The following is a 20,355-nucleotide window of genomic DNA, read 5'->3' on the forward strand; positions in this document are numbered from 1 at the left end:
CGGCAGGCGCCGGGACAGGCTCGGGCGCCTGCTGCACCGGGGCGGGGGCCGGAGCCGGAGCCGGAACCGGCGCCGGCGCGGCGGCGGCGGGCGCGGCGGCTGCCGCCGCCGGGTCCTTATGCTCCAGCGCAAGCTGCCTCAACACGGCGCAGATACGCTCAAACACGGCATCATCGGGCTCTTCGGAGGCCCGATAGGCATCCAGTTGGCTTTTGAGCACGTCTTTCGTTTCCAAGAAAATATCAATCATGTCCGTGCGCAGCGACATTTCGCCGCGACGGATCGCGTCCAGAAGGTTTTCCAGCAGGTGGGTCGTGCCAGCCAGCTGCGTGAAACAGCCGAACGTCGCCGCGCCGCCCTTGATCGAGTGGGCGGCCCGGAAAATGGCGTTGAGCTGCTCGATGTCGGGCGCGCCCACATCAAGCTCGAGCAACAGCTGCTCCATTTGCGCAAGCAGCTCGTCCGCCTCGTCGAAAAAGGTCTCGTAAAACTGACTGAGATCCAAACCAGAACTCATGGCCCGTACGCCTTCCTAAATGAACCTGCTTATGCGACGCCCTGCTCGTCGAGCAGCTCGGTCGCCAATTCCACCAGCACATCGGGATCCACCGGCTTGGAAAGCCAGCCGCACACGCCCAGATCCCGGGCTGCCATCTTGCTGTCCACGTCATCCTCGGTGGTCAGCACCAGCACCGGCACATCCATGTACCGGTCCTCTTCGCGCAAACCCTGGATCAGTTCAAGGCCGCCCTTGACGGGCATATTCCAGTCGCTGACCACCAGATCCACCGGATTGGCCTTCGCCACTTCCAGCGCTTCCTGGCCGTTGCAGGCCGTCAACACCTTCCAACCTGCGCCAGTCAGCGTCGCCTGTACGATCATCCGCATCGTTGCGGAGTCGTCCGCCACGAGTATCGTTGCCGCCATTGCTATCGAACCCCTTCAGCGGGCGGGTTGCTCTCCGCCTCGCCCTGCCTGGTTGCCGTTACGGCCTGCCCGGCGGCTTGCACCGCCTGCACTGCCGTCCCCACCTCGCGCGCATCCTTGGCGCTGACGTCCGCAGCCGCGGCGTTCTCGCTTTCGATGCGCTTTTGGGTGCTCTGGTTGAGCACCACAAGGCTGATGCGTCTATTAACGGCTGCATACGGATCATCTTTAACCAGGCTCATGCTGGAAGACAGACCCTGGATGCGCATGACCTTGCTTTCGTTCATGCCGCCGGCCACCAATTCCTGGCGCGAAGCGTTCGCCCGGTCAGCCGACAACTCCCAGTTGCTGTAGGCGCGCTCGCCGCGCGCGTACTGCGACGCGTCCGTGTGGCCCGAGATGCTGACCTTGTTGGGCAGTTCGTTCAGGACCGGCCCCAATTCGCGCAGGATGTCGCGCATGTACGGCTGCACTTCCGCGCGGCCGGTGGCGAACATCGGGCGATTCTGGTTGTCGATGATCTGGATGCGCAGGCCTTCGGTGGTCAGGTCGATCAGCAGTTGCGGCCGGAAGCTCTTCAGGACGGGACTGGTCTCGATGACGTTTTCCAGGCGCTTCTTGAGGTTTTCCAGGCGATGCTGCTCGCGACGCTCGGCGTCGCCCATGGGCTGGGACTCGACCCGGTTGCCCTGCGCCCGCCGCACGTCGCCGTCGTTGCGCAGGGGATCCTGGCCGCCGCCCGGGACGGCGCTGGTTTCCGCCGAACTGCTGGGACCGCCGGTGATGGCCACGCGCAGAGGCATGCGGAAGTACTCCGCGATCCCCTTGAGCTCTTCCTTCGGCACGATGCTGACCAGCCACATCACCAGGAAGAACGCCATCATGGCCGTGATGAAGTCGGCGTACGCGATCTTCCAACTGCCCCCGTGATGTCCGCCACCCTTGCTCTTCTTGCGGCGGATCACCACACGGTGATTGTTTACCGTGCTCATTGCCCGCTCCGTCAGGCCTTGCCGGTCTTGGTCTGCCGGACGTGCTCTTCCAGCTCACCGAAGGTCGGGCGCACAGCCGAGAACAGCACCTTGCGGCCGAATTCCACCGCCAGTTGGGGCGGATAGCCGTTCATGCTGGCCAGCAGCGTGGTCTTGATGCATTCCAGCACTTTCACGGCTTCGTCGGTGCGGCGTTCGACACGCGAGGCCAGCGGGCCCACGAAGCCGTAGGCCAGCAAAATACCCAGGAACGTGCCGACCATGGCCTTGGAGATCAGGTCGCCCAGAATGGCGGGAGGCTGGTCCACAGCGGCCAGCGCCTTGATCACGCCCAGCACCGCGGCCACGATACCGAAAGCCGGCAGGCCGTCCGCCATCTGTTGCAGCGCGTGGGCCGGAACGTGCCGCTCGTGGCGGTAGGTTTCGATTTCCTCGTCCATGAGCGTTTCGATTTCGAACGAACTCATGTTGCCGCTGATCATGATGCGCAGGTAGTCCGTGATGAACTCCATGAGCTTCGCGTCTTTGGCGATACGGGGATATTCGCTGAAGATTGGGCTGGAGCCCGGATCTTCGATATGCGATTCGATGGCCATCAGGCCTTCACGGCGCGCCTTGTTCAGCAGCACATACAGGAGCGCCATCAGCTCCATGTAGACGTCCTTGCCGTAGCGCGAGCTCTTCAGCGAGTCGGGCAGCGCCTTCTTGACCAGCATCAGCGATTTCTTGCTGTTGCCAGCCAGGAACGCGCCAAACGCCGCGCCGAAGATCAGCGTCAACTCGAAAGGCTGGTATAGCGCGCCAAGATGGCCGCCCAGCCCTACGAAGCTGCCGACGACCGACACGATCACCACGAGAAAACCGATAACAATCAACACATCCGGCCCCTGCCAACGAAGTCTGAAAAACTGGCGTCAATGATCCCCTGTCCCCCCCGACCCAAAAAGGCGGGTTAGGGGGAGTTTTCCAGGGCTTTTGATGTATTTGGACGCCCGGTCAGGCTCGGGCGGCGTCCGCGACGGGCGCCGCGCGGTTGCCTGCGCGCGCTTTGGCCGCGGCACGCGTCTTCCCGGCGCGGGGTGGCGGCCGGCAGATGGCGCACACGAAATCCGATTGGGGATCGTGCGCGTGGGCAATGAAATGCCCCCCGCACTGGCGGCAGGCCGACAGCTGCAGCATGCCGCTGTCGAAGAAGCGCACCAGCATCCAGGCCCGCGTAAAGCTCAGGACCGGCTCGGCGGATTCGGCGGCATCGTGCCCGGCGTTTTCCAGATACAGACGATAGGCGTCGATCGTGGCGCGTATGCCTTTGCTGGTCGTGCGCGTATTCAGGAAGGAATACACGTTATAGAAGAGCGACGAATGAATATTCGGCAACCAGGTCATGAACCAGTCAACCGAGAACGGCAGCATGCCCTTGGGTGGAGAGCAGCCGCGTATTTCGCGATACAGACGGGCAAGGCGGTCGTGGCTGAGGCTGGTTTCAGCCTCCAGCACCTGCAGCCGCGCGCCCAGGGTGATCATGGAGCTGGCAAGCAGGATGTCATCCGCTTCCTGAGATACGCTCTTGGAGGCCATTACACGTGTGTCCGAGTGGAATTCACAGGCCGTCAGGCCAATTCTTCGACGGGTTGCTTGGCCAACAGGATGGTTGCATGCGCTTGTTGCAGCGCGCCGCCCAGAACGTCGTGGGTCAGGGCGGACAGCAGGCTGTAATCATCGAAGCGGAAACGGCACAGCAGCGAGCTGGAGCTGGCCAGCTTGACCAGTTGCGCCGGCGACAGTCGCATGAGGATGTCGGCCACTTCGTTGCTGAATCCCAGGCGGAACATCGAGGCCGCGTAGTCATCGCGCAACATGCGCTGGGCAAGTAACAAATATGACAGATTCACTTCGCGAATGTCTGCCAACAAAGAATTTTCGACTTGTTGCACGCCGTACTCCCTATCCCAATCCCACCCGAGGGGCTTGATTACCAAAAGCGCAAACAACGTTTGTTGTTCGTACGCCTGCTACATCCTGTTTTAATGCGAAATGTATCATTTGTTCGCAATTTAAGTAAAATTTACCACAGGTCATGTCATTTTCTATGACTTATATGACAAATCTTTGTTGATGTTGCGCAACGTGCGATTTTAGACACACCTTGACATAGAAATCAGTGACAACTTTTCGTCAATTTGGCAAACAAGCATTCAAAACGTTGCGTACTTCGCCGAATGAAACACCCCCCATTGCCGACAATGGCATCTTGCGCATCACTAAGATTCGCCCGCATTACCGTAGCCGCGCTTGTCGACAATGTCGCAAATTGACAACGTCCGACAATGCACCACGATGGACACCGCCAGACATTCCCGCAATGCTCCACGCAGATGACAGCTTGGTCGAATATGCGCCGCTCGTGCGGAAGCTGGCCCTGCAATTGCTCGCCCGGCTTCCCGCCAGCGTCGAACTCGACGACCTGATACAGGCCGGCATGATCGGCCTGCTCGACGCCGTGCGTCGTTACCAGGAAACCGCGGACGCGCAGTTCGAGACCTACGCCACCACCCGCATCCGCGGCGCCATGCTCGACGAGCTGCGCGGCCAGGACTGGCTGCCGCGCAGCGTGCGCACCAAGGCCCGCAAGATCGAACAAGCGATCCAGTTCCTGGAACAGCGGCTGATGCGCGCGCCCACCGAGGCCGAGATCGCCGCCCAGCTCGACCTGCCCCTGGACGAATACCAGACGCTGCTGCACGACGCGCAGGGCGTGCAGATCGTTCACTATGAAGACTTCACCACCGAACCCGACTCGGCGTCCGGCCAGGCCGACTGGTCCGCGACCCTGAATCACGGCGCCCCCAGCGGCAACCCGCTGGACTCGCTGCTGGCCGGGGATTTCCGCCAGGCATTGGTTCACGCCATCGACGCCCTGCCCGACCGCGAGAAGCTGCTCTTGTCGCTGTGTTACGAGCAGGGGCTGAATTTGAAAGAAATCGGCGCGATCATGAATGTGACCGAGGCGCGGGTGTGCCAGCTGCGATCACAGGCGACCGCGCGGATACGGGCGCGGCTGAAGGATCAGGCGTGGCAGGAGCTGCCCCAGGAGGGGCAGATCGCGCAGATTATTTGAGGTTGGGTTTCGCAGGAGTGGCGCGCAGCGCTTCAACCATGCACCCACCGCATAAATAAATTGCGGACCGGCGCCACTACACTGGGGCCATCAATCTGCAAAACGGGGCGCCACGAGCGCCCTGTTTCATTTCCACCCCGCCAATCGCACGCACGCCCGCCCAGCCCCGCAGGCGCAGCAGCCGAAGCTGGCATGTCACCAATGCCCCCCCCCCATTTGTAAGAAGGACGGAGGCGCGACAGCGGCCGAGAGCCGGCGACATCAGCGACGCAACAATAAAAAAGACTTTCGTGAAATAGGCCTAAAGATTGATTTTGGCCTGCCGTAATCCTGGCAACGGAGAAATTCGAAGACGCAAGTAAGCGAATTCTCCCGTTAACACGATGGGCGGCCTAGCTGCCCGGTTTGAAGAAGCCTTTCTCTCTTGGGAGCCTAAACATGGCTGCAGTCATCAATACCAACTACTTGTCGCTCGTTGCTCAGAACAACCTGAACAAGTCGCAATCTTCCCTGGGCACCGCCATTGAGCGCCTGTCGTCGGGCCTGCGCATCAACAGCGCCAAGGACGACGCCGCCGGTATGGCCATTGCCAACCGCTTCACCGCCAACGTCAAGGGCCTGACCCAAGCCGCTCGTAACGCCAACGACGGTATCTCGCTGGCTCAGACGACGGAAGGCGCCGCCTCCGAAATCAATACCCACCTGCAGCGCGTTCGCGAACTGTCGGTGCAAGCCGCCAACGGCAGCTACTCGCAAGAGCAGCTCAACTCGATGCAAGACGAAATCAACCAGCGTCTGTCGGACATCAACCGCATCTCGGAACAAACCGACTTCAACGGCGTGAAGGTTCTGTCGGATTCGGCCAAGCCCCTGACGCTGCAAGTCGGCGCCAACGACGGCGAAACCATCACCCTGAACCTGACCGAAATCAGCGTCAAGACCCTGGGTCTGGACGGCTTCAACGTCAACGGCACTGGCGTGACGCAAAACCGCACCGCCACTGTGTCCGACCTGCAAGCTGCTGGCGGCTCCGCCACCGGCAATGACTGGGAAGTCACGACGACCCACGCCGCCGCTACCGCCGACGACGTCTTCGGCAAGCTGGAAAACGGCAACAAGGTCAGCGTTGGCACCGGCGCCGCCCAAGTCGACTACACGTACGACGCCGCCAACAAGAACTTCACGTTCACGAACAAGACTGCCTCGACCTCCGCCGCCATCGACACGCTGGCTACCTCGCTGCGTCCGGCCACCGGCACCGTCCAAGGCACGTACACGCACGCTAACGGCACCGCGACGACCAACTTCGAAGTCGACGCAACGGGCAAGGTCACGATCGACGGCCAAGCTGCCTACCTGGACGCTGCTGGCAACCTGACCACCAACAGCGCAAGCGCCACTGCTGCCGACCTCGGCGACGTGATGAACGCGGCCGGCGCCAACACCGCCGCCGCCGGTTCCTCGTCGGTCTCGATCGGCGGCAAGGTGTACTCCAACACCGGTACCGCTGGCCAACTGACGTTCACCGACACCATCGCCTCCGACGCGCTGCTGGCCAACGTCAAAGCCAACGCCAACGTGACCGTCACGCTGGGCTCGGGCATCACCAGCGCCGACGTTGCTCTGGCGAACGGCGAATCGACCGACACCTTCGTCGACGGCAAGGGCGTGTTTACGACCACGGAGACGTACGACACGACCTACACGGTTGACCCCAACACGGGTAAGGCCACGGTCAAGAGCGGTACCGGCACCGGTGACTACGCCGCTCAAGTCGGCGCCACCGCCTACGTCAGCTCGTCGGGCCAACTGACGACGGAAACGACCAGCAAGGGCACGAAGACGACCGATCCGCTGAAGACGCTGGACGCCGCCTTCACGAAGCTGGACAAGCTGACCGGCGAACTGGGTGCTGTGCAGAACCGCCTGGAATCGACGATCGCCAACCTGAACAACGTGGTCAACAACCTCTCCAACGCTCGTTCGCGTATTCAAGACGCCGACTACGCCACGGAAGTGTCGAACATGTCGAAGGCTCAGATCCTGCAACAGGCTGGCACCTCGGTTCTGGCCCAGGCCAACCAAGTGCCGCAAACCGTGCTGTCGCTGCTGCGTTAATTCGCAACGCGCAGGCTGGCGCGAAGAAAGCCCCGGCTTTCCTTCCACGCCAGCGGTCCGGACACTCGAGTCCGGACCTGCACCAGAAACCCGCTCCGGCGGGTTTTTTTGTTGCCTAAACTGGCGGCGAATTCCAATGCTGATCCGTCAAATGGCTCCACTGCGCGGTGCTTAGAATTTCGACATATCAACGTGCGCCCAAGCGCCAACCACCCGCAGACATGTCGAATTCGGCCTATATCCACCGCCAGACCCAAGCCGATCCTGGCCGCCTGGATCCCAGTCACTCTCCCCGGCACCTACGGGCGACAGCCCATCTATACGGACTATCATCCGCCCCCCTGCCCACCGCACGGGTTTTGTTCGTAGGTTGCGGCTCCGCCGAAGGCATCTTGCCTTTCGCCTCAGCCTATCCGGGAGCGCGCATCATTGGCATAGAGGCCTCCCCCGCGCACGTCGACCAAGGTCTTGAGGTCGTTCGCCGCTTGAAACTGGATAACGTTCAGCTCTTGTGCCAGGACTACGAGTCCCTGGACGAGAATCTGGGCGAATTCGACTACATCATCGTTACAGGCCTGTACAGCCGCCTACAGGCTGACGCGGCTCAGTCCTTGCTGGCATATTGTGGCCGCCACCTTTCTCCGCTGGGCCTGTTGTATGTCGACTACCACGTATATCCCGGAGCGAAGGCTCAGGAAATAGTGCGAGATGCGCTATTGCTGCATGCCCACGCTGCGCAGACAGAAGCCGAGGTCAAAGCGAGCGCGAAGGCAGCCTTGGCGCTTTTTGACGATGGGCTCGCTGGCATCAACCCCATGGGCCAAGCCTTGGGCATTATGGCTCGCAGAATCGGCGGGCAGCTCGACTCCCCCGACGACACGGGTGGACCTACTGCGCTCTCCAGCTCCGCCTGCTACTTCATAGAATTCGCTGAACGCGCGGCTCATGCCGACCTATCCTATGCGGGCGACAGCCAACCGTTGTCGGAAATCGCATTGAATTTCGGACAGGGAGTATCGCTGTCAAACAGCCTGCTTACCCTGGGCCAGCCGACGACGCTCAAGCAGCAGTACCTGGACTTCGCGACCTGCCGCGGCTTTCGCCAGAGCTTGCTGGTATCAACGTCCCGCAGCGACGAAGTCGAGCGTAGCCCGGACCTCAAGCGCATGCAGGATTTGCGCTGGGCCAGCGGGCTGCACCGATTAGCGGGACACCAGGAAAGCGATGACGCAACCTACGTCAACCACCGGGGTCAAGGCATTACCATCCCCGATGAAGCCACCCAAACGGTCGTAAACGCCCTGGCACATGCATGGCCGGGCTCTCTGCCCTACACTACGCTCCTGGCCGTGCTTATGAAACGCGCGGGTCTGGACGATGCGGCGGGCAGAAGCACCCTCGACGGCAGTCTGAAACTGCTGTTGAATCATAGCGTCGTCCACTACAGTCTCGACGAAAGCCCGTATGACGCCACCGCTGACCAGGTCAATCGCATACTAGGCTGCGTCGATTTTCTGCCCGATCCGGAGACTCCCGGCATATCCGGCTTCAATTTGTGGCACGAACCCGTACATCTGCACCTTTCCGGCGAACAAAAGCAGCTGGCGAGAGGCATAGCTGCCGGCCAGTCGCTGGCAAGCCTTGCAAATCAAGCCTTTACAGGGAAACAAGTCGACGGACTGCAGAATGGTACCTCCGAGATCGCGGCACTGCTGCATTTACTGCGCCGGTACGCATTGACCAGCGGATCGTCGGATACCTGGATCACGTTGTTGCGAAATGGCCTGGACGAAAGCGCCGGGAACGCTCCCTACATCGGCTTGTACGTGGGCGCGCTTGCGCGCCGAAGCCTGGAGTCAAGAATACTCGGCTCGGACTCCAATAACGCGACACTTGCCCCCGCCCTCCTGAACCAGGCTAACCGGATGCAGGAGTTGGCCCGGCAGAACGATCTCCGGCAAGCAGAATCGCTTGCGCGCCACATTACCCAGCTTGCCCCCGCCTATATCGATGCATGGGAAATACTGACCGCCAGCCAGTTCAACGGCAACCGGCTTGAAGAGGCCCTGCAATCCGCCCTGCGCATGCTGCAGCACGCACCCGCAGATTATCGCTCCTTCATGCTGCTCTGTGTCGCCCTGTCACGCCTCCAACGTACGTCGGAGGCAATCACCGCAGGCCGCCGCGCGATCGAACTGGAACCCCGAAATGCCGAAGCCCATTCGGCCCTGGGCGATGCCTTGAATAGCGAACATCGCTATTACGAGGCCAGGCGGGCGTACGAAACCGCGCTGACTTACGACCCTGGGCACAGGAAATCCCGCGTGAACCTTTGCAAGGTGCTTATTGACGCGGGCAACATCGAGGCTGCCGAAATTGCGGCCCGCGAAGCCGTGGATGCGTTCCCCACATCTCCCGCCGGCTACGACAACTTGCTGTTCGCCGCCAACTACTCTCCGGACAAGACAGCGGCAGAGGTTTTCGCAAGCTATCAAGAGTGCGATCGACAGCTCTACCTGCCGCTACGCAATAAGTGGAGGCCCCATACCAATTCCAGAGACGCGAACCGGAAGTTAAAGGTAGGCTACGTATCGCCGGACTTTCGCCAACACGCTGCGAATCGTTTTGTCGAGCCGCTGCTCGAGCATGCAGATCGCAAGCGCTTCGAACTGTATGCCTATGCCGAACTGACCAACGAAGACGACGTTACGCGACGCCTAAAGCCCTACTTCGATCATTGGGTGCCCACTGCGAAGCTGGATGACTCGAAACTCGCCGAACGCATTCGCGCGGACGGGATCGATGTCTTGATCGACATCGCTGGGCATACTAAGGGGAACCGCTTGGGTGCGTTCGCACGCAAGCCGGCACCGGTTTCCGCGACCTGGTTAGGTTACGTCTACACGACGGGCTTGAGCGCCATCGACTATATCGCTACGGATGCAATCATGGCCCCTGCCGGGACGGAAGACTTTTTCTCCGAACGTCCATGGCACCTGCGGAGCAATCTCGTCTACAGGCCGCACCAAGGCATGGGCGACGTCAGTGAGCTGCCGGCACTTGAGAATGGCTACGTAACGTTCGTCACACTTACCCGGGCTATCCGGATTAACCATCGCACGATCCGCGTATGGTCCGAAATACTACGGCGACTCCCGTCTGCTCGCCTAGTGGTAGACAGTTCAAGCTACATTGACCAGCGAATGCGCGCCTCGCTGAAGGCCAGATTTGCCGCAGCAGGCATTCCGGCACACAGGCTCCACGTCGACTTCCGTACTCCGCCATGGAATGTGCTACGGGCAACTGACATCGCTCTGGATTGCTTCCCGCACAACTCCGGAACCACCCTCGTCGAATCGCTATACATGGGCATCCCTTACGTGACGCTTGCCGGCCGGCCGGGCGTGGGGAGAATCGGCAGCTCCCTCCTGGCGGCTGCAGGCTGCGAGGACTGGATCGCCCACAGCGAAGACGAGTACATCGAGAAAGTGATAGCGCTCGCCTCAGACCTTCCCCGTCTGGCGGAGATACGTCGAGGACTCCGCCAGCAAGTGCAAGAAAGCGCCCTGATGGACGAAGTCGGCTTCACGCGCGACTTTGAAACCGCCATTCAACGCATGTTCAAGAATTGGTGCGAAAACGAGAAATGAAAGCAATCATCCTGGCCGGGGGGCTCGGCACCCGCATCTCCGAAGAAACCCACACGCGTCCCAAGCCGATGATAGAAATCGGCGGCAGGCCCATTCTGTGGCACATCATGAAGACCTACTCCGCCCACGGCGTGAATGACTTCGTGATTTGCTGCGGCTACAAGGGCTACATGATCAAGGAGTACTTCGCTAACTACTTCCTGCATATGTCGGACGTCACGTTCGACATGGCCGACAACCGCATGGAAGTGCATCAGCGCAAGGCCGAGCCATGGCGAGTCACGCTTGTGGACACGGGCGAGAACACCATGACCGGTGGCCGCCTCAAGCGCGTCGCGGACTATGTAAAGGACGAAAAGGCCTTCTGCTTCACGTACGGCGACGGTGTCGCCGATATAGACATTGGCAAGTTGATCGCGTTCCATAACGACCACGGCAAAGCCGCAACAGTTACCGCTGTGCGCCCCCCTGGCCGCTACGGCGCGCTGAAGTGCAACGGCTCCCAAGTTACTGGTTTCACCGAAAAGCCGCGCGGAGACGGCGGACTGATCAATGGCGGCTTTTTTGTGCTTTCGCCGAGTGTGCTCTCGCTGATCGAAGACGACGCGAGCACTTGGGAAACGACCCCGCTCGAGGCCCTGAGCCGCGATGGCCAGCTTCACGCGTACGAACATCTGGGATTCTGGCAACCCATGGACACCCTGCGCGAAAAGAATTTGCTTGAATCCCTGTGGAACACCGGTAACGCGCCATGGAAGATCTGGTAAATCCCAGCCCGGAATTCTGGCGTGGAAAGCGCGTCCTCCTGACCGGTCATACCGGCTTTAAGGGCAGCTGGCTTGCATTGTGGCTGCACGAGCTGGGCGCACATGTCACGGGCATTGCTCTGCCCCCGGTCACCCGTCCCAATTTGTATGAGGCAGCCGGTATTGGCAGCCTTGTAGACAGCGCATACCTGGACGTGCGGGACAGTTCCGACCTGACAGACAAAGTGCGCGAGGTTCGGCCGGATATTGTGCTGCACCTGGCTGCTCAGGCGCTGGTGCGACCCAGCTATGTCGACCCGGCAAGGACATATGCCGTCAACGTCATGGGCACCGTCAACGTTCTCGAAGCTCTGCGCGCTGCGGACACCGTCAAAGCTGCCGTTATGGTGACAACCGACAAGGTTTACCGAAACCGGGAGTGGACATATCCGTACCGTGAATGCGACGAACTGGGCGGTCACGATCCGTACAGCGCCAGCAAAGCGGCAAGCGAGATTGTTATCTCTTCCTACCGGGACGCATTCCTCTGCGCGCAAGGCGTTGCGGTGGCGAGCGCCCGCGCCGGTAATGTAATCGGAGGCGGCGACTGGTCAGCCGACAGGATATTGCCGGACGCTGTCAGGGCGTGGCAGAGCGGCGACTGCCTGCACGTCAGGCGTCCAGACGCGGTTCGTCCATGGCAGCATGTGCTGGAGCCGCTAGCAGGCTATCTGCGTCTCGCGGAAACGTTGTGGGAATCTCCCGAACTTGCCGGCAGCTACAACTTTGGTCCTGACGCCGGAGCGACCGCGAGCGTTCGCACAGTGGTGGATCTGGCATTGAAATCCTACGGCCGAGGCAGCGTGGACTACGCCGAGGTGGCGCAAGGCCCTCACGAAGCCGGCTTGTTGCTGCTGGACCCCTCGCTTTCGAGGAGCGTCCTCAAAGTGCGCGAACGCTGGGATCTACCGGCCGCCGTCACTCGCAGCATTCGCTGGTACAAGCGGTTCGCGGATGGAGCCAACCCACTTGAACTTTGTCTGGCGGACATACGAGACTACGTGGCAAAAACATGAGCATGCACATTCTGGACACACCCATAGCAGGTCTGAAAATCGTGGAGCGCCGCCCTCATCGCGACGAACGAGGATTTCTCGTACGTCTTTTCGACGCGGCGGATCTACGCGAATGTGGATGGAATCGTCCCATCGAACAGATCAATCACACGCACACGCGGACTGCAGGCACCATACGCGGCATGCATTACCAGCTTCCCCCCTACGCCGAAATGAAGCTGGTCAGTTGCATACGCGGAAAGATCTGGGATGTTGCTGTTGACCTGAGGGCCGGCTCACCGACCTTCTTGCACTGGCATGCGGAAATACTGTCCCCGGAAAACGGACGAGCGCTGCTCGTGCCCGAGGGATTTGCGCATGGCTTCCAAGCGTTGGAGGATGATTCCGAGATCGTGTATTGCAACTCAGCTCCCTATGCGCCTGGGTCTGAGGGAGGCGTTCTCTATTGCGATAAACAGGTCGGCATCGAATGGCCGCTGCCGCCCACGATCGTCTCCGATCGGGACCAGAAGCATCCGCTGATTGAAGACGGGTTTTCGGGAATCGTCACGTAAAGCAAAGCTGCAAGGCGAGTGCCCTGGGCCATCGCGATCTTCGCTTAAATCTGCCTCCGCTCATGACCGTAAGACCTGCTCCTGATTTTCTGCCACTCCGTCCAAATCGCCCGACGGATGCCCGTCCTATTGTCGTTAGCGGCGCAACGGGATTCATCGGCCGCCATGTTGTTCCCTTACTGCTTGATCGCGGATACGCCGTCGTGGCGCTTGGTCGTAGCAAAGAGAAGGCGCGCCAACACGCCTGGTACAAACATGTCGATTTTCATGAAATCGACCTGCTGGGCAATAGCTCCGGATTCATGCCCCTCCCCGGGTCACGACTGATGCACCTTGCCTGGTCGGACTTGACCGACTTCCGATCTTTGAGCCACCTGGAAACCAGTCTGCCGTCCAACTATCGCTTCATCAAACATATGGTGGAGCATGGCGTGCAGACTGTTTTGGTCGCAGGCACGTGCCTTGAGTATGGGCATCTGTGCGGGCCGATCCGTCCGGAGACCGATCCACAGCCCGTGTTGCCGTACGCGGCCGCAAAAAACATGCTGCACCAGCAGCTCCAGCACCTGCAGCATCAACAGAACTTTCTGCTGAAGTGGGTACGCCTCTTTTATATGTATGGAAGCGGCCAGAATCCCCGTTCTGTGCTCGCTCAGCTAGATGCGGCGATCGACCGAGGGGATTCGACTTTCCGCATGAGTGGAGGCGAACAACTACGGGATTATCTGCCCGTTGAGGATGTCGCCGCAGGCCTGGTCAAGCAATTGGAAAGCCCTGGCCAAGGGCCCAGTCATGTGTGCAGCTCAACCCCCATTTCCATCCGTCGGCTTGTCGAGGAGCGAATCCGGCAACACGGAGTGAAGATGGAACTTGAACTTGGCTATTACCCCTACCCAGACTATGAGCCGATGGCGTTCTGGGGAGCAAACAACAAGGAATGATCATGGATGACCACCAAGCATTCAAGTCTGAATGCGAGCAAGAGATTAACCGGCAAGGTTCCGATCCGGAACTCCGTGACTTGACGTCGAAATGGCTGGCCAAGGCCGCAGCTTTCAAGTACTCATATCATTTTGAGTGGCTGGGACGTCCGATCATCCAGCATCCTCAGGATATGGTCGGAGTACAGCAGCTGTTGTGGAACATACAGCCTGACCTGGTGATCGAAACGGGCATCGCCCGTGGCGGCTCAATCATCTTCTATGCGAGCATGCTTGAGCTGATAGCGGCTTGCGGTGGCAATCCCGACGCGAAGGTTCTGGGCATAGATATTGATATCCGCCAGCACAACCTGGACGCCATTCGGGCCCACCCCATGTCCAAGCGCATCGAAATGATCCAGGGATCCAGCGTATCCGCCGAGACATTTTCCCAGGTCAAGAAGCTTGCGCAAGGCCACAAGCGGATCCTCGTGTGCCTGGACAGCAATCATACGCACGACCACGTGCTGGAAGAGCTGAAGCTGTACGCCCCTCTGGTTTCCCCGGGGAGCTATTGCGTCGTGTTCGACACCATCGTTGAAGACCTGCCTGAAGACGTCGGTCCGCCTCGTCCTTGGGGCAAGTCCAACAATCCGAAAACCGCCGTATTCGAGTATATGAAGCAGTTGGAGTCGGGCGCGCTCAGAGGCGCCGATGATCAACCGCTGGCGTTCGAGATTGACCGCCAACTCGAAGACCAACTACTTATCACCGTCGCTCCGAGCGGATTCCTCCGTAGAAAATGACAATCCAAGTCCTGCGCGTGCCTACCGTGCCCAACTGCCCAGTCGATGAGGCGGGCGAACAGTCTTTCGGACTGCTATCTTTGCGCCGCAACAGCCGCCTGGACTTTGTCGAGAACGGCGAGTTCGACCCGGCAATTGCCGTCTACGACGACAATTACCAGAATAGCCAGGCGCACTCCCCCAAGTTTCAGGATCACATGAGGTCCGTATTGGACCTGTTGAAAAGGCAGCTTCCTGCAGGCAGCAAATTGGTCGAGGTAGGTTGCGGCAAAGGAGACTTCCTTGAACTTGCCATAGCCGACGGGCATTTCCTGGCCTACGGCTATGACGCAACCTATGAAGGCAGCAACTCCAGAATAGAAAAGCGCTATCTGGACGGCACGGACCGCATTGAAGCGGATCTGGTCGTCCTACGGCACGTTCTGGAACATATTCAACGGCCGCACGAGTTCCTGGAATTGCTGGGTAAGGTTTTCGGCGACGCCTTGGTATACGTGGAGGTGCCAAGTTTCGATTGGATCCTGGCCAACCAAACGTTCTTCGACATCACTTACGAGCACGTCAATTACTTTTCCACGACAGCTTTGGCTCGGCTATTCTCCGGCAAAGTCCGCGCGCAAGGCTGCCTTTTCGAAGAGCAGTACCAGTATGCGATTGCCTCCCTCGGGGAAGTTTCACCCTCTTTTGGCGAGGCCTATCGGAACGAAAGCTGGGAGACGATGGATTTCGACGCGCTATTCCCGGACCTGACCAGCCGGATCCACGCGATCTCGACCACCCTGAAAGCCTCATCTCGAGTCTTCATCTGGGGAGCCGCCACAAAGGGCTGCATGTTCCTGATGCACTACCTGAATCACGGTGGGTCCAGAAGTCGTGTTGCTTTCGCTGTGGACATCAACCCGGCGAAAGCTGGCAAATTCCTCCCCGGATCTTTGGTTCCTATTCACTCGCCGGAGACTTTTTTCTCCGAAGTGACCAATGACGACCTGCTGCTGATCAGCAACCCCAACTATGCTGCGGAGATACAACAGCAACTCACACAAAAAGGGTTGTCTGGGCTACGGGTGGAATGCCTCTAGCTTGAATGGCGGGATGGCGAGGCTATCGCGCAGCCGTTTCACGGCTGCCCCGCGTAGTGCCCCCTGCCGAAGGTTGAACGCTCCGATGAGTGCATCCAAGAGGATACACAGCGGAAATCTGCCCCCCTTCCCCTGTAATTGGCGCCAAGGCGCCAATTTTCCGTGCTGTTCCTCTTTTGGAGCTGAGCCAATTGCTTCATAATCGTGGTTACATTTTTTTGTAACTGTAGTTTTCACGACATGACCGCCACGCCCCCCGATCCACACGCTACGCAGCACGACGGCACTCCGGATCCAGACACTGAGGCGCCGGTGGATACGCAGACCTTGCGTCTGCGCGAAGAGAATCGCGCCTTGCGCGCGCTGCTGGCCGCCCAGGTGCAGGCCACCCTGCCGCAGCAGCCCGGCTGGTTCCGCCGTCTGTGCTGGGGACTGATTTCCGCCCCCGGCGCGGCGCTGGTCGGATGGCGCAGCCTGATGGGACGCGACGCAGAGACTCCCCTTACCCGCCGGCGCGTGGGCTCCGCGACGTTGACTGTGCTCTACACCTTGGCCATCTATGGCGCCCTGGTGTTGCTGGTGGTGTCCTGGAATTCGCCGAACACCACGATATCCGGCGCCACGGCGGCCGGTCCCGTGCGCGTGCCGCTGGTGCCGGCCCCGGCTTTGCCGCCCGGCGCCGACCCGGGCCCGCAACAGCCCGCGGCGCCAGTCAGCGAACCTGCCGCGCCAGAAGCGAGCGAGCCCGACCACATCCCGAGTGCGCCGCAGCCCGAGCAGCCGCAGCCCGAGCAGCCAGCCACGGCAGCACCGCCCGAGTCGCAGGCGCCTGCCGCCGCACCTGCCGCAGCGACACCGGCCGCCATCTCCACGGCACGCACGCCCGCCGCCGATGCGCGAGCCGACGCGGGTCCCCACTCCACCCTGCGCATCACCGAGATCGCGGCGCCCGATCCGCTTGCCTGGGTAGGCGCCCTCAGGGAAGAACTGGCGCGCTGCGCGGAAACGGGCTTTTTCGAGCGGCCCGAGTGCGCGTGGACCGCCCGCAGGCAGTTCTGCGAGCCGAATCAGGGCTGGGGCGTAGTCAAAGAATGCCCGGCGCAGCCTTGAGGCGATGCAATACCTGTCACATGCCCGCCACGAAGCCCGGCCACAATGCACTGCAGCGGCAATCATTGCGAAATGTTTTGCATCAATGCTGCGGCGTGCCCCATAATGCCGCTTGCCTTGGCCGCTAACGCGGCCTTACATCACCAGGACACTTAGACCATGGATGCATCCGTCAATAACACCGTCAATTCCGCCCTGGCTCTGCGCGACGTGAACGTCATGCAAGAGGTGCAGGCAACCGTGATGAAGAAGGCGATCAACGCGCAGGCCGATTCGGTCGCGACGCTGATGCAGTCGCTGCCGGTGCTGGCCATCGACGGCACCCTGGGCTCGCGCATCAACACGCACGCCTGAGGCCCGCTGCGCAGGCAACTGCGTGGATCAGGACAAGAGCCGCCCGACGGGCGGCTTTTTCGTGTTCGGCCGGCCCGCCGGCTCGTCCAGCTTGCCGCAAAAAAAAAGCGCCGGCCCTCTTACAGAGGCCCGGCGCTTTGTGCTGCAACGGCGGCTAGCCGCGGCGCGTTACTTCTTTTTCATCGGCGGCAAGTCGGTGCACACGCCTTCGGCGACTTCGGCCGCCATGCCCACCGATTCACCCAGGGTGGGGTGCGGGTGGATGGTCTTGGCGATGTCGACGACGTCGGCGCCCATTTCCACGGCCAGGGCCAGTTCGCTGATCAGGTCGCCAGCGTGGGTGCCCACGATGCTGCCGCCCAGGATGCGATGCGTTTCCGCGTCGAAGATCAGCTTGGTGAAGCCCTCGTCGCGGCCATTGGCGATGGCGCGGCCGGAGGCGGCCCAGGGGAACACGCCCTTCTCGATCTTGATGCCCTGCTTCTTGGCTTCGTCTTCGGTCAGGCCGACCCACGCCACTTCCGGATCGGTGTAGGCCACCGACGGGATGACGCGCGCGTCGAAGAAGGACTTCTGGCCGGCTGCGGCTTCCGCGGCGACGTGGCCTTCATGCACGGCCTTGTGGGCGAGCATGGGCTGGCCGACGATGTCGCCGATGGCGTAGATGTGCGGCACGTTGGTGCGCATCTGGCGATCGACGTCGATGAATCCGCGGTCGGTCACGGCGATGCCCGCCTTGTCGGCGCCGATCTTCTTGCCGTTGGGGCTGCGGCCCACGGCCTGCAGGACCAGGTCGTAGCGCTGCGGCTCCTTGGGAGCGCCTTCGCCTTCGAAGCTGACGTAGATGCCGTCCTTTTTGGCTTCCGCGCCCACGGTCTTGGTCTTCAACATGATGTTGTCGAAGCGGTAGGCGTTTTTCTTCTGCCAGACCTTGACCAGGTCGCGGTCGGCGCCCTGCATCAGGCCGTCCAGCATTTCCACGACGTCCAGGCGCGCGCCCAGCGTGGAGTACACCGTGCCCATTTCCAGGCCGATGATGCCGCCGCCGATGATGAGCATCTTCTTGGGCACTTCGCGCAGCAGCAAGGCGCCGGTGGAGTCGACGATGCGGTCGTCCTGGGGCAGGAACGGCAGCTTCACGGACTGGCTGCCGGCGGCGATGATGGCCTGCTTGAAGCGCAGCGTCTGGGTCTTGCCGTCGGCGCCCTTGACGGTCAGGTGGTTGGCGTCGGCGAATTCGCCCACGCCCGTCACCACGGTGACCTTGCGCGCCTTGGCCATGCCGGCCAGGCCGCCGGTCAGCTTGGCGACCACGCTGTCCTTGTAGCCGCGCAGCTTGTCCAGGTCGATCTTGGGCTCGCCGAAGCTGATGCCGTGGGCAGCCAGCTCGCGGGCCTCGTCGATGATGGCGGCGTTGTGCAGCAGCGCCTTGGACGGAATGCAGCCGACGTTCAGGCAGACGCCGCCCAGCGTGGCGTAGCGCTCGACCAGGACCACGGACAGGCCCAGGTCGGCGGCGCGGAAGGCGGCGGAATAGCCGCCGGGGCCCGCGCCCAGCACCAGCATGTCGTATTCGCCGTCGGCCGAGCCACTGTAGGTGGCGGCGGCGGGCGCGGCGGCCTTGGGCGCTTCGGACTTGGAAGCGTCCTTCGCGGCCGGCTTGGAGTCGGCCTTGGGGGCTTCTTCCTTGGCGGCGCCTGCTTCCGCAGCCTCGACTTCCAGCACGACCGCGCCTTCGGCAACCTTGTCGCCGACCTTCACGGCGATGGACTTCACCACGCCGCCCTGCGACGCGGGGATTTCCATCGAGGCCTTGTCGGATTCGACCGTGATCAGGCTTTGCTCGGCCTTGATCGTGTCGCCCACGGCAACCAGCACTTCGATGACTTCCACTTCCTTGAAGTCGCCGATGTCCGGCACTTTGATTTGAACGGTATTGCTCATAGGGCTCCCCGTTTACAGCGCGATGCGGCGGAAGTCGGCCAGCAACGCGCCCAGATAGGCGTTGAAGCGCGCGGCCGAGGCGCCGTCGATGACGCGGTGGTCGTAGGACAGCGAGAGCGGCACGATCAGGCGCGGCACGAACTGCTTGCCGTCCCAGACGGGCTTGTGCGCCGAGCGCGACACGCCCAGGATGGCGACTTCAGGGGCGTTGATGATCGGCGTGAACGAGGTGCCGCCGATGCCGCCCAGGGACGAGATCGAGAAGCAGCCGCCCTGCATTTCGGCGGGCGAGATCTTGCCGTCGCGGGCCTTCTTGGACAGGTCGGTCATTTCCTGCGCGATCTGCAGGATGCCCTTCTTGTCGGCGTCGCGGATCACCGGCACCACCAGCCCGTTGGGCGTGTCGGCGGCGAAGCCGATGTGGTAGTACTGCTTGAGCACCAGGTTGTCGCCGTCCAGCGAGGCGTTGAACTCGGGGAATTTCTTCAGGGCCGCAACCACGGCCTTGATCAGGAAAGCCAGCATCGTGACCTTGATGCCCGACTTCTCGTTTTCCTTGTTCAGCGTGACGCGCAGCGCTTCCAGGTCGGTGATGTCCGCTTCGTCGTTGTTGGTGACGTGCGGAATCATGACCCAGTTGCGGTGCAGGTTCGCGCCGGAGATCTTCTTGATGCGCGACAGCGGCTTGGCTTCGATCGGGCCGAACTTGGTGAAGTCGACCTTCGGCCACGGCAGCAGGCCCAGCGCGGCGCCATCGGCCGAGCCGCCGGCGGCGGCAGCCGGGACGGCCGACAGGGCCTGCTTGACGAAGCCGCGCACGTCGTCGGCGGTGATGCGTTCCTTGGGACCCGAGCCCTTGACCTTGGAGAGGTTCACGCCCAGTTCGCGTGCGAACTTGCGCACCGACGGCGAGGCGTGCGGCAGCTGGCCGGGCTTGAGGTTGGCGTCTTCCAGCGCGGCG

19 protein-coding genes are annotated in these 20,355 nt (G+C 61.3%); 11 read left to right on the plus strand and 8 right to left on the minus strand.

Features of this window, described 5'->3' with window-relative positions; all coding sequences use genetic code 11:
* The 6 genes from KYC_RS19620 to flhD form a co-directional block, all read right to left on the minus strand.
* On the minus strand, positions 1-517 hold a 517-nt coding region (locus tag KYC_RS19620), incomplete at its 3' end, for an Hpt domain-containing protein (protein ID WP_193353354.1).
* A gap of 29 nt (positions 518-546) precedes the next feature.
* Positions 547-927 carry a response regulator gene (locus KYC_RS19625; protein WP_043518963.1) on the minus strand — a complete coding sequence of 127 codons (381 nt, stop codon included), beginning with the start codon at positions 925-927 and terminating at the stop codon, positions 547-549.
* Positions 928-929: 2 nt separating this feature from the next.
* Positions 930-1,919, minus strand: coding sequence for a flagellar motor protein MotB (motB, locus tag KYC_RS19630; protein WP_008165587.1), 990 nt, complete (start codon positions 1,917-1,919; stop codon positions 930-932).
* An 11-nt stretch (positions 1,920-1,930) separates the two neighbouring features.
* Positions 1,931-2,797, minus strand: coding sequence for a flagellar motor stator protein MotA (gene motA, locus KYC_RS19635; RefSeq protein ID WP_043518966.1), 867 nt, complete (start codon positions 2,795-2,797; stop codon positions 1,931-1,933).
* Positions 2,798-2,915: 118 nt separating this feature from the next.
* Positions 2,916-3,497 (minus strand): flagellar transcriptional regulator FlhC, encoded by a 582-nt coding sequence (gene flhC / locus KYC_RS19640; protein ID WP_008165592.1) that lies wholly within the window; start codon positions 3,495-3,497, stop codon positions 2,916-2,918.
* 32 nt (positions 3,498-3,529) lie between these two features.
* The gene (gene flhD, locus KYC_RS19645) at positions 3,530-3,853 is read right to left on the minus strand and encodes a flagellar transcriptional regulator FlhD (RefSeq protein WP_006219025.1); all 324 of its coding nucleotides are present in this window, start codon (positions 3,851-3,853) and stop codon (positions 3,530-3,532) included.
* Between the two features lie 428 nt (positions 3,854-4,281).
* On the opposite strand from flhD, the gene KYC_RS19650 reads away from it, so the two are divergent.
* The 11 genes from KYC_RS19650 to KYC_RS19700 all read left to right on the plus strand — a co-directional run bounded on the left by KYC_RS19650 (position 4,282) and on the right by KYC_RS19700 (position 17,450).
* The gene (locus KYC_RS19650; protein WP_008165596.1) at positions 4,282-5,037 is read left to right on the plus strand and encodes an RNA polymerase sigma factor FliA; all 756 of its coding nucleotides are present in this window, start codon (positions 4,282-4,284) and stop codon (positions 5,035-5,037) included.
* 438 nt (positions 5,038-5,475) lie between these two features.
* Positions 5,476-7,155 (plus strand): flagellin N-terminal helical domain-containing protein, encoded by a 1,680-nt coding sequence (locus tag KYC_RS19655; RefSeq protein ID WP_008165598.1) that lies wholly within the window; start codon positions 5,476-5,478, stop codon positions 7,153-7,155.
* A 221-nt stretch (positions 7,156-7,376) separates the two neighbouring features.
* On the plus strand, positions 7,377-10,805 hold the full coding sequence (locus KYC_RS19660) for an O-linked N-acetylglucosamine transferase family protein (RefSeq protein ID WP_043518967.1): 3,429 nt from the start codon (positions 7,377-7,379) through the stop codon (positions 10,803-10,805).
* A complete protein-coding gene (gene rfbF, locus KYC_RS19665) occupies positions 10,802-11,572 on the plus strand; it encodes a glucose-1-phosphate cytidylyltransferase (RefSeq protein ID WP_008165600.1) in 771 nt (256 codons plus the stop codon). Before KYC_RS19660 ends, rfbF begins: the two co-directional genes overlap by 4 nt.
* A complete protein-coding gene (gene rfbG / locus KYC_RS19670; protein ID WP_008165601.1) occupies positions 11,557-12,627 on the plus strand; it encodes a CDP-glucose 4,6-dehydratase in 1,071 nt (356 codons plus the stop codon). Before rfbF ends, rfbG begins: the two co-directional genes overlap by 16 nt.
* Entirely contained in the window at positions 12,624-13,181 is a 558-nt protein-coding gene (gene rfbC / locus KYC_RS19675; protein WP_043518968.1) for a dTDP-4-dehydrorhamnose 3,5-epimerase, read from the plus strand. The genes rfbG and rfbC overlap by 4 nt, the downstream gene beginning before the upstream one ends.
* 62 nt (positions 13,182-13,243) lie before the next feature.
* Positions 13,244-14,122 carry an NAD-dependent epimerase/dehydratase family protein gene (locus KYC_RS19680; RefSeq protein WP_081478070.1) on the plus strand — a complete coding sequence of 293 codons (879 nt, stop codon included), beginning with the start codon at positions 13,244-13,246 and terminating at the stop codon, positions 14,120-14,122.
* Positions 14,123-14,124: 2 nt separating this feature from the next.
* The gene (locus KYC_RS19685; protein WP_043518971.1) at positions 14,125-14,907 is read left to right on the plus strand and encodes a cephalosporin hydroxylase family protein; all 783 of its coding nucleotides are present in this window, start codon (positions 14,125-14,127) and stop codon (positions 14,905-14,907) included.
* Complete coding sequence (locus KYC_RS19690) at positions 14,904-15,986, plus strand: class I SAM-dependent methyltransferase (protein WP_008165605.1); 1,083 nt, start codon at positions 14,904-14,906, stop codon at positions 15,984-15,986. The genes KYC_RS19685 and KYC_RS19690 overlap by 4 nt, the downstream gene beginning before the upstream one ends.
* Before the next feature lie 240 nt (positions 15,987-16,226).
* Positions 16,227-17,096 carry a hypothetical protein gene (locus KYC_RS19695; protein ID WP_100148350.1) on the plus strand — a complete coding sequence of 290 codons (870 nt, stop codon included), beginning with the start codon at positions 16,227-16,229 and terminating at the stop codon, positions 17,094-17,096.
* Positions 17,097-17,255: 159 nt separating this feature from the next.
* Positions 17,256-17,450 carry a putative motility protein gene (locus KYC_RS19700; protein WP_008165610.1) on the plus strand — a complete coding sequence of 65 codons (195 nt, stop codon included), beginning with the start codon at positions 17,256-17,258 and terminating at the stop codon, positions 17,448-17,450.
* Between the two features lie 168 nt (positions 17,451-17,618).
* Here KYC_RS19700 and lpdA read toward each other — a convergent pair whose 3' ends face one another.
* Together lpdA and KYC_RS19710 are read right to left on the minus strand one after the other, a co-directional pair.
* Positions 17,619-19,394, minus strand: coding sequence for a dihydrolipoyl dehydrogenase (lpdA, locus tag KYC_RS19705; protein ID WP_008165613.1), 1,776 nt, complete (start codon positions 19,392-19,394; stop codon positions 17,619-17,621).
* 12 nt (positions 19,395-19,406) lie between these two features.
* The coding region (locus KYC_RS19710) for a dihydrolipoyllysine-residue acetyltransferase (protein ID WP_008165614.1) at positions 19,407-20,355 on the minus strand (949 nt) is incomplete at its 5' end.

This window comes from Achromobacter arsenitoxydans SY8 (assembly GCF_000236785.1).
GTDB classification, from domain to species: domain Bacteria; phylum Pseudomonadota; class Gammaproteobacteria; order Burkholderiales; family Burkholderiaceae_B; genus Achromobacter; species Achromobacter arsenitoxydans.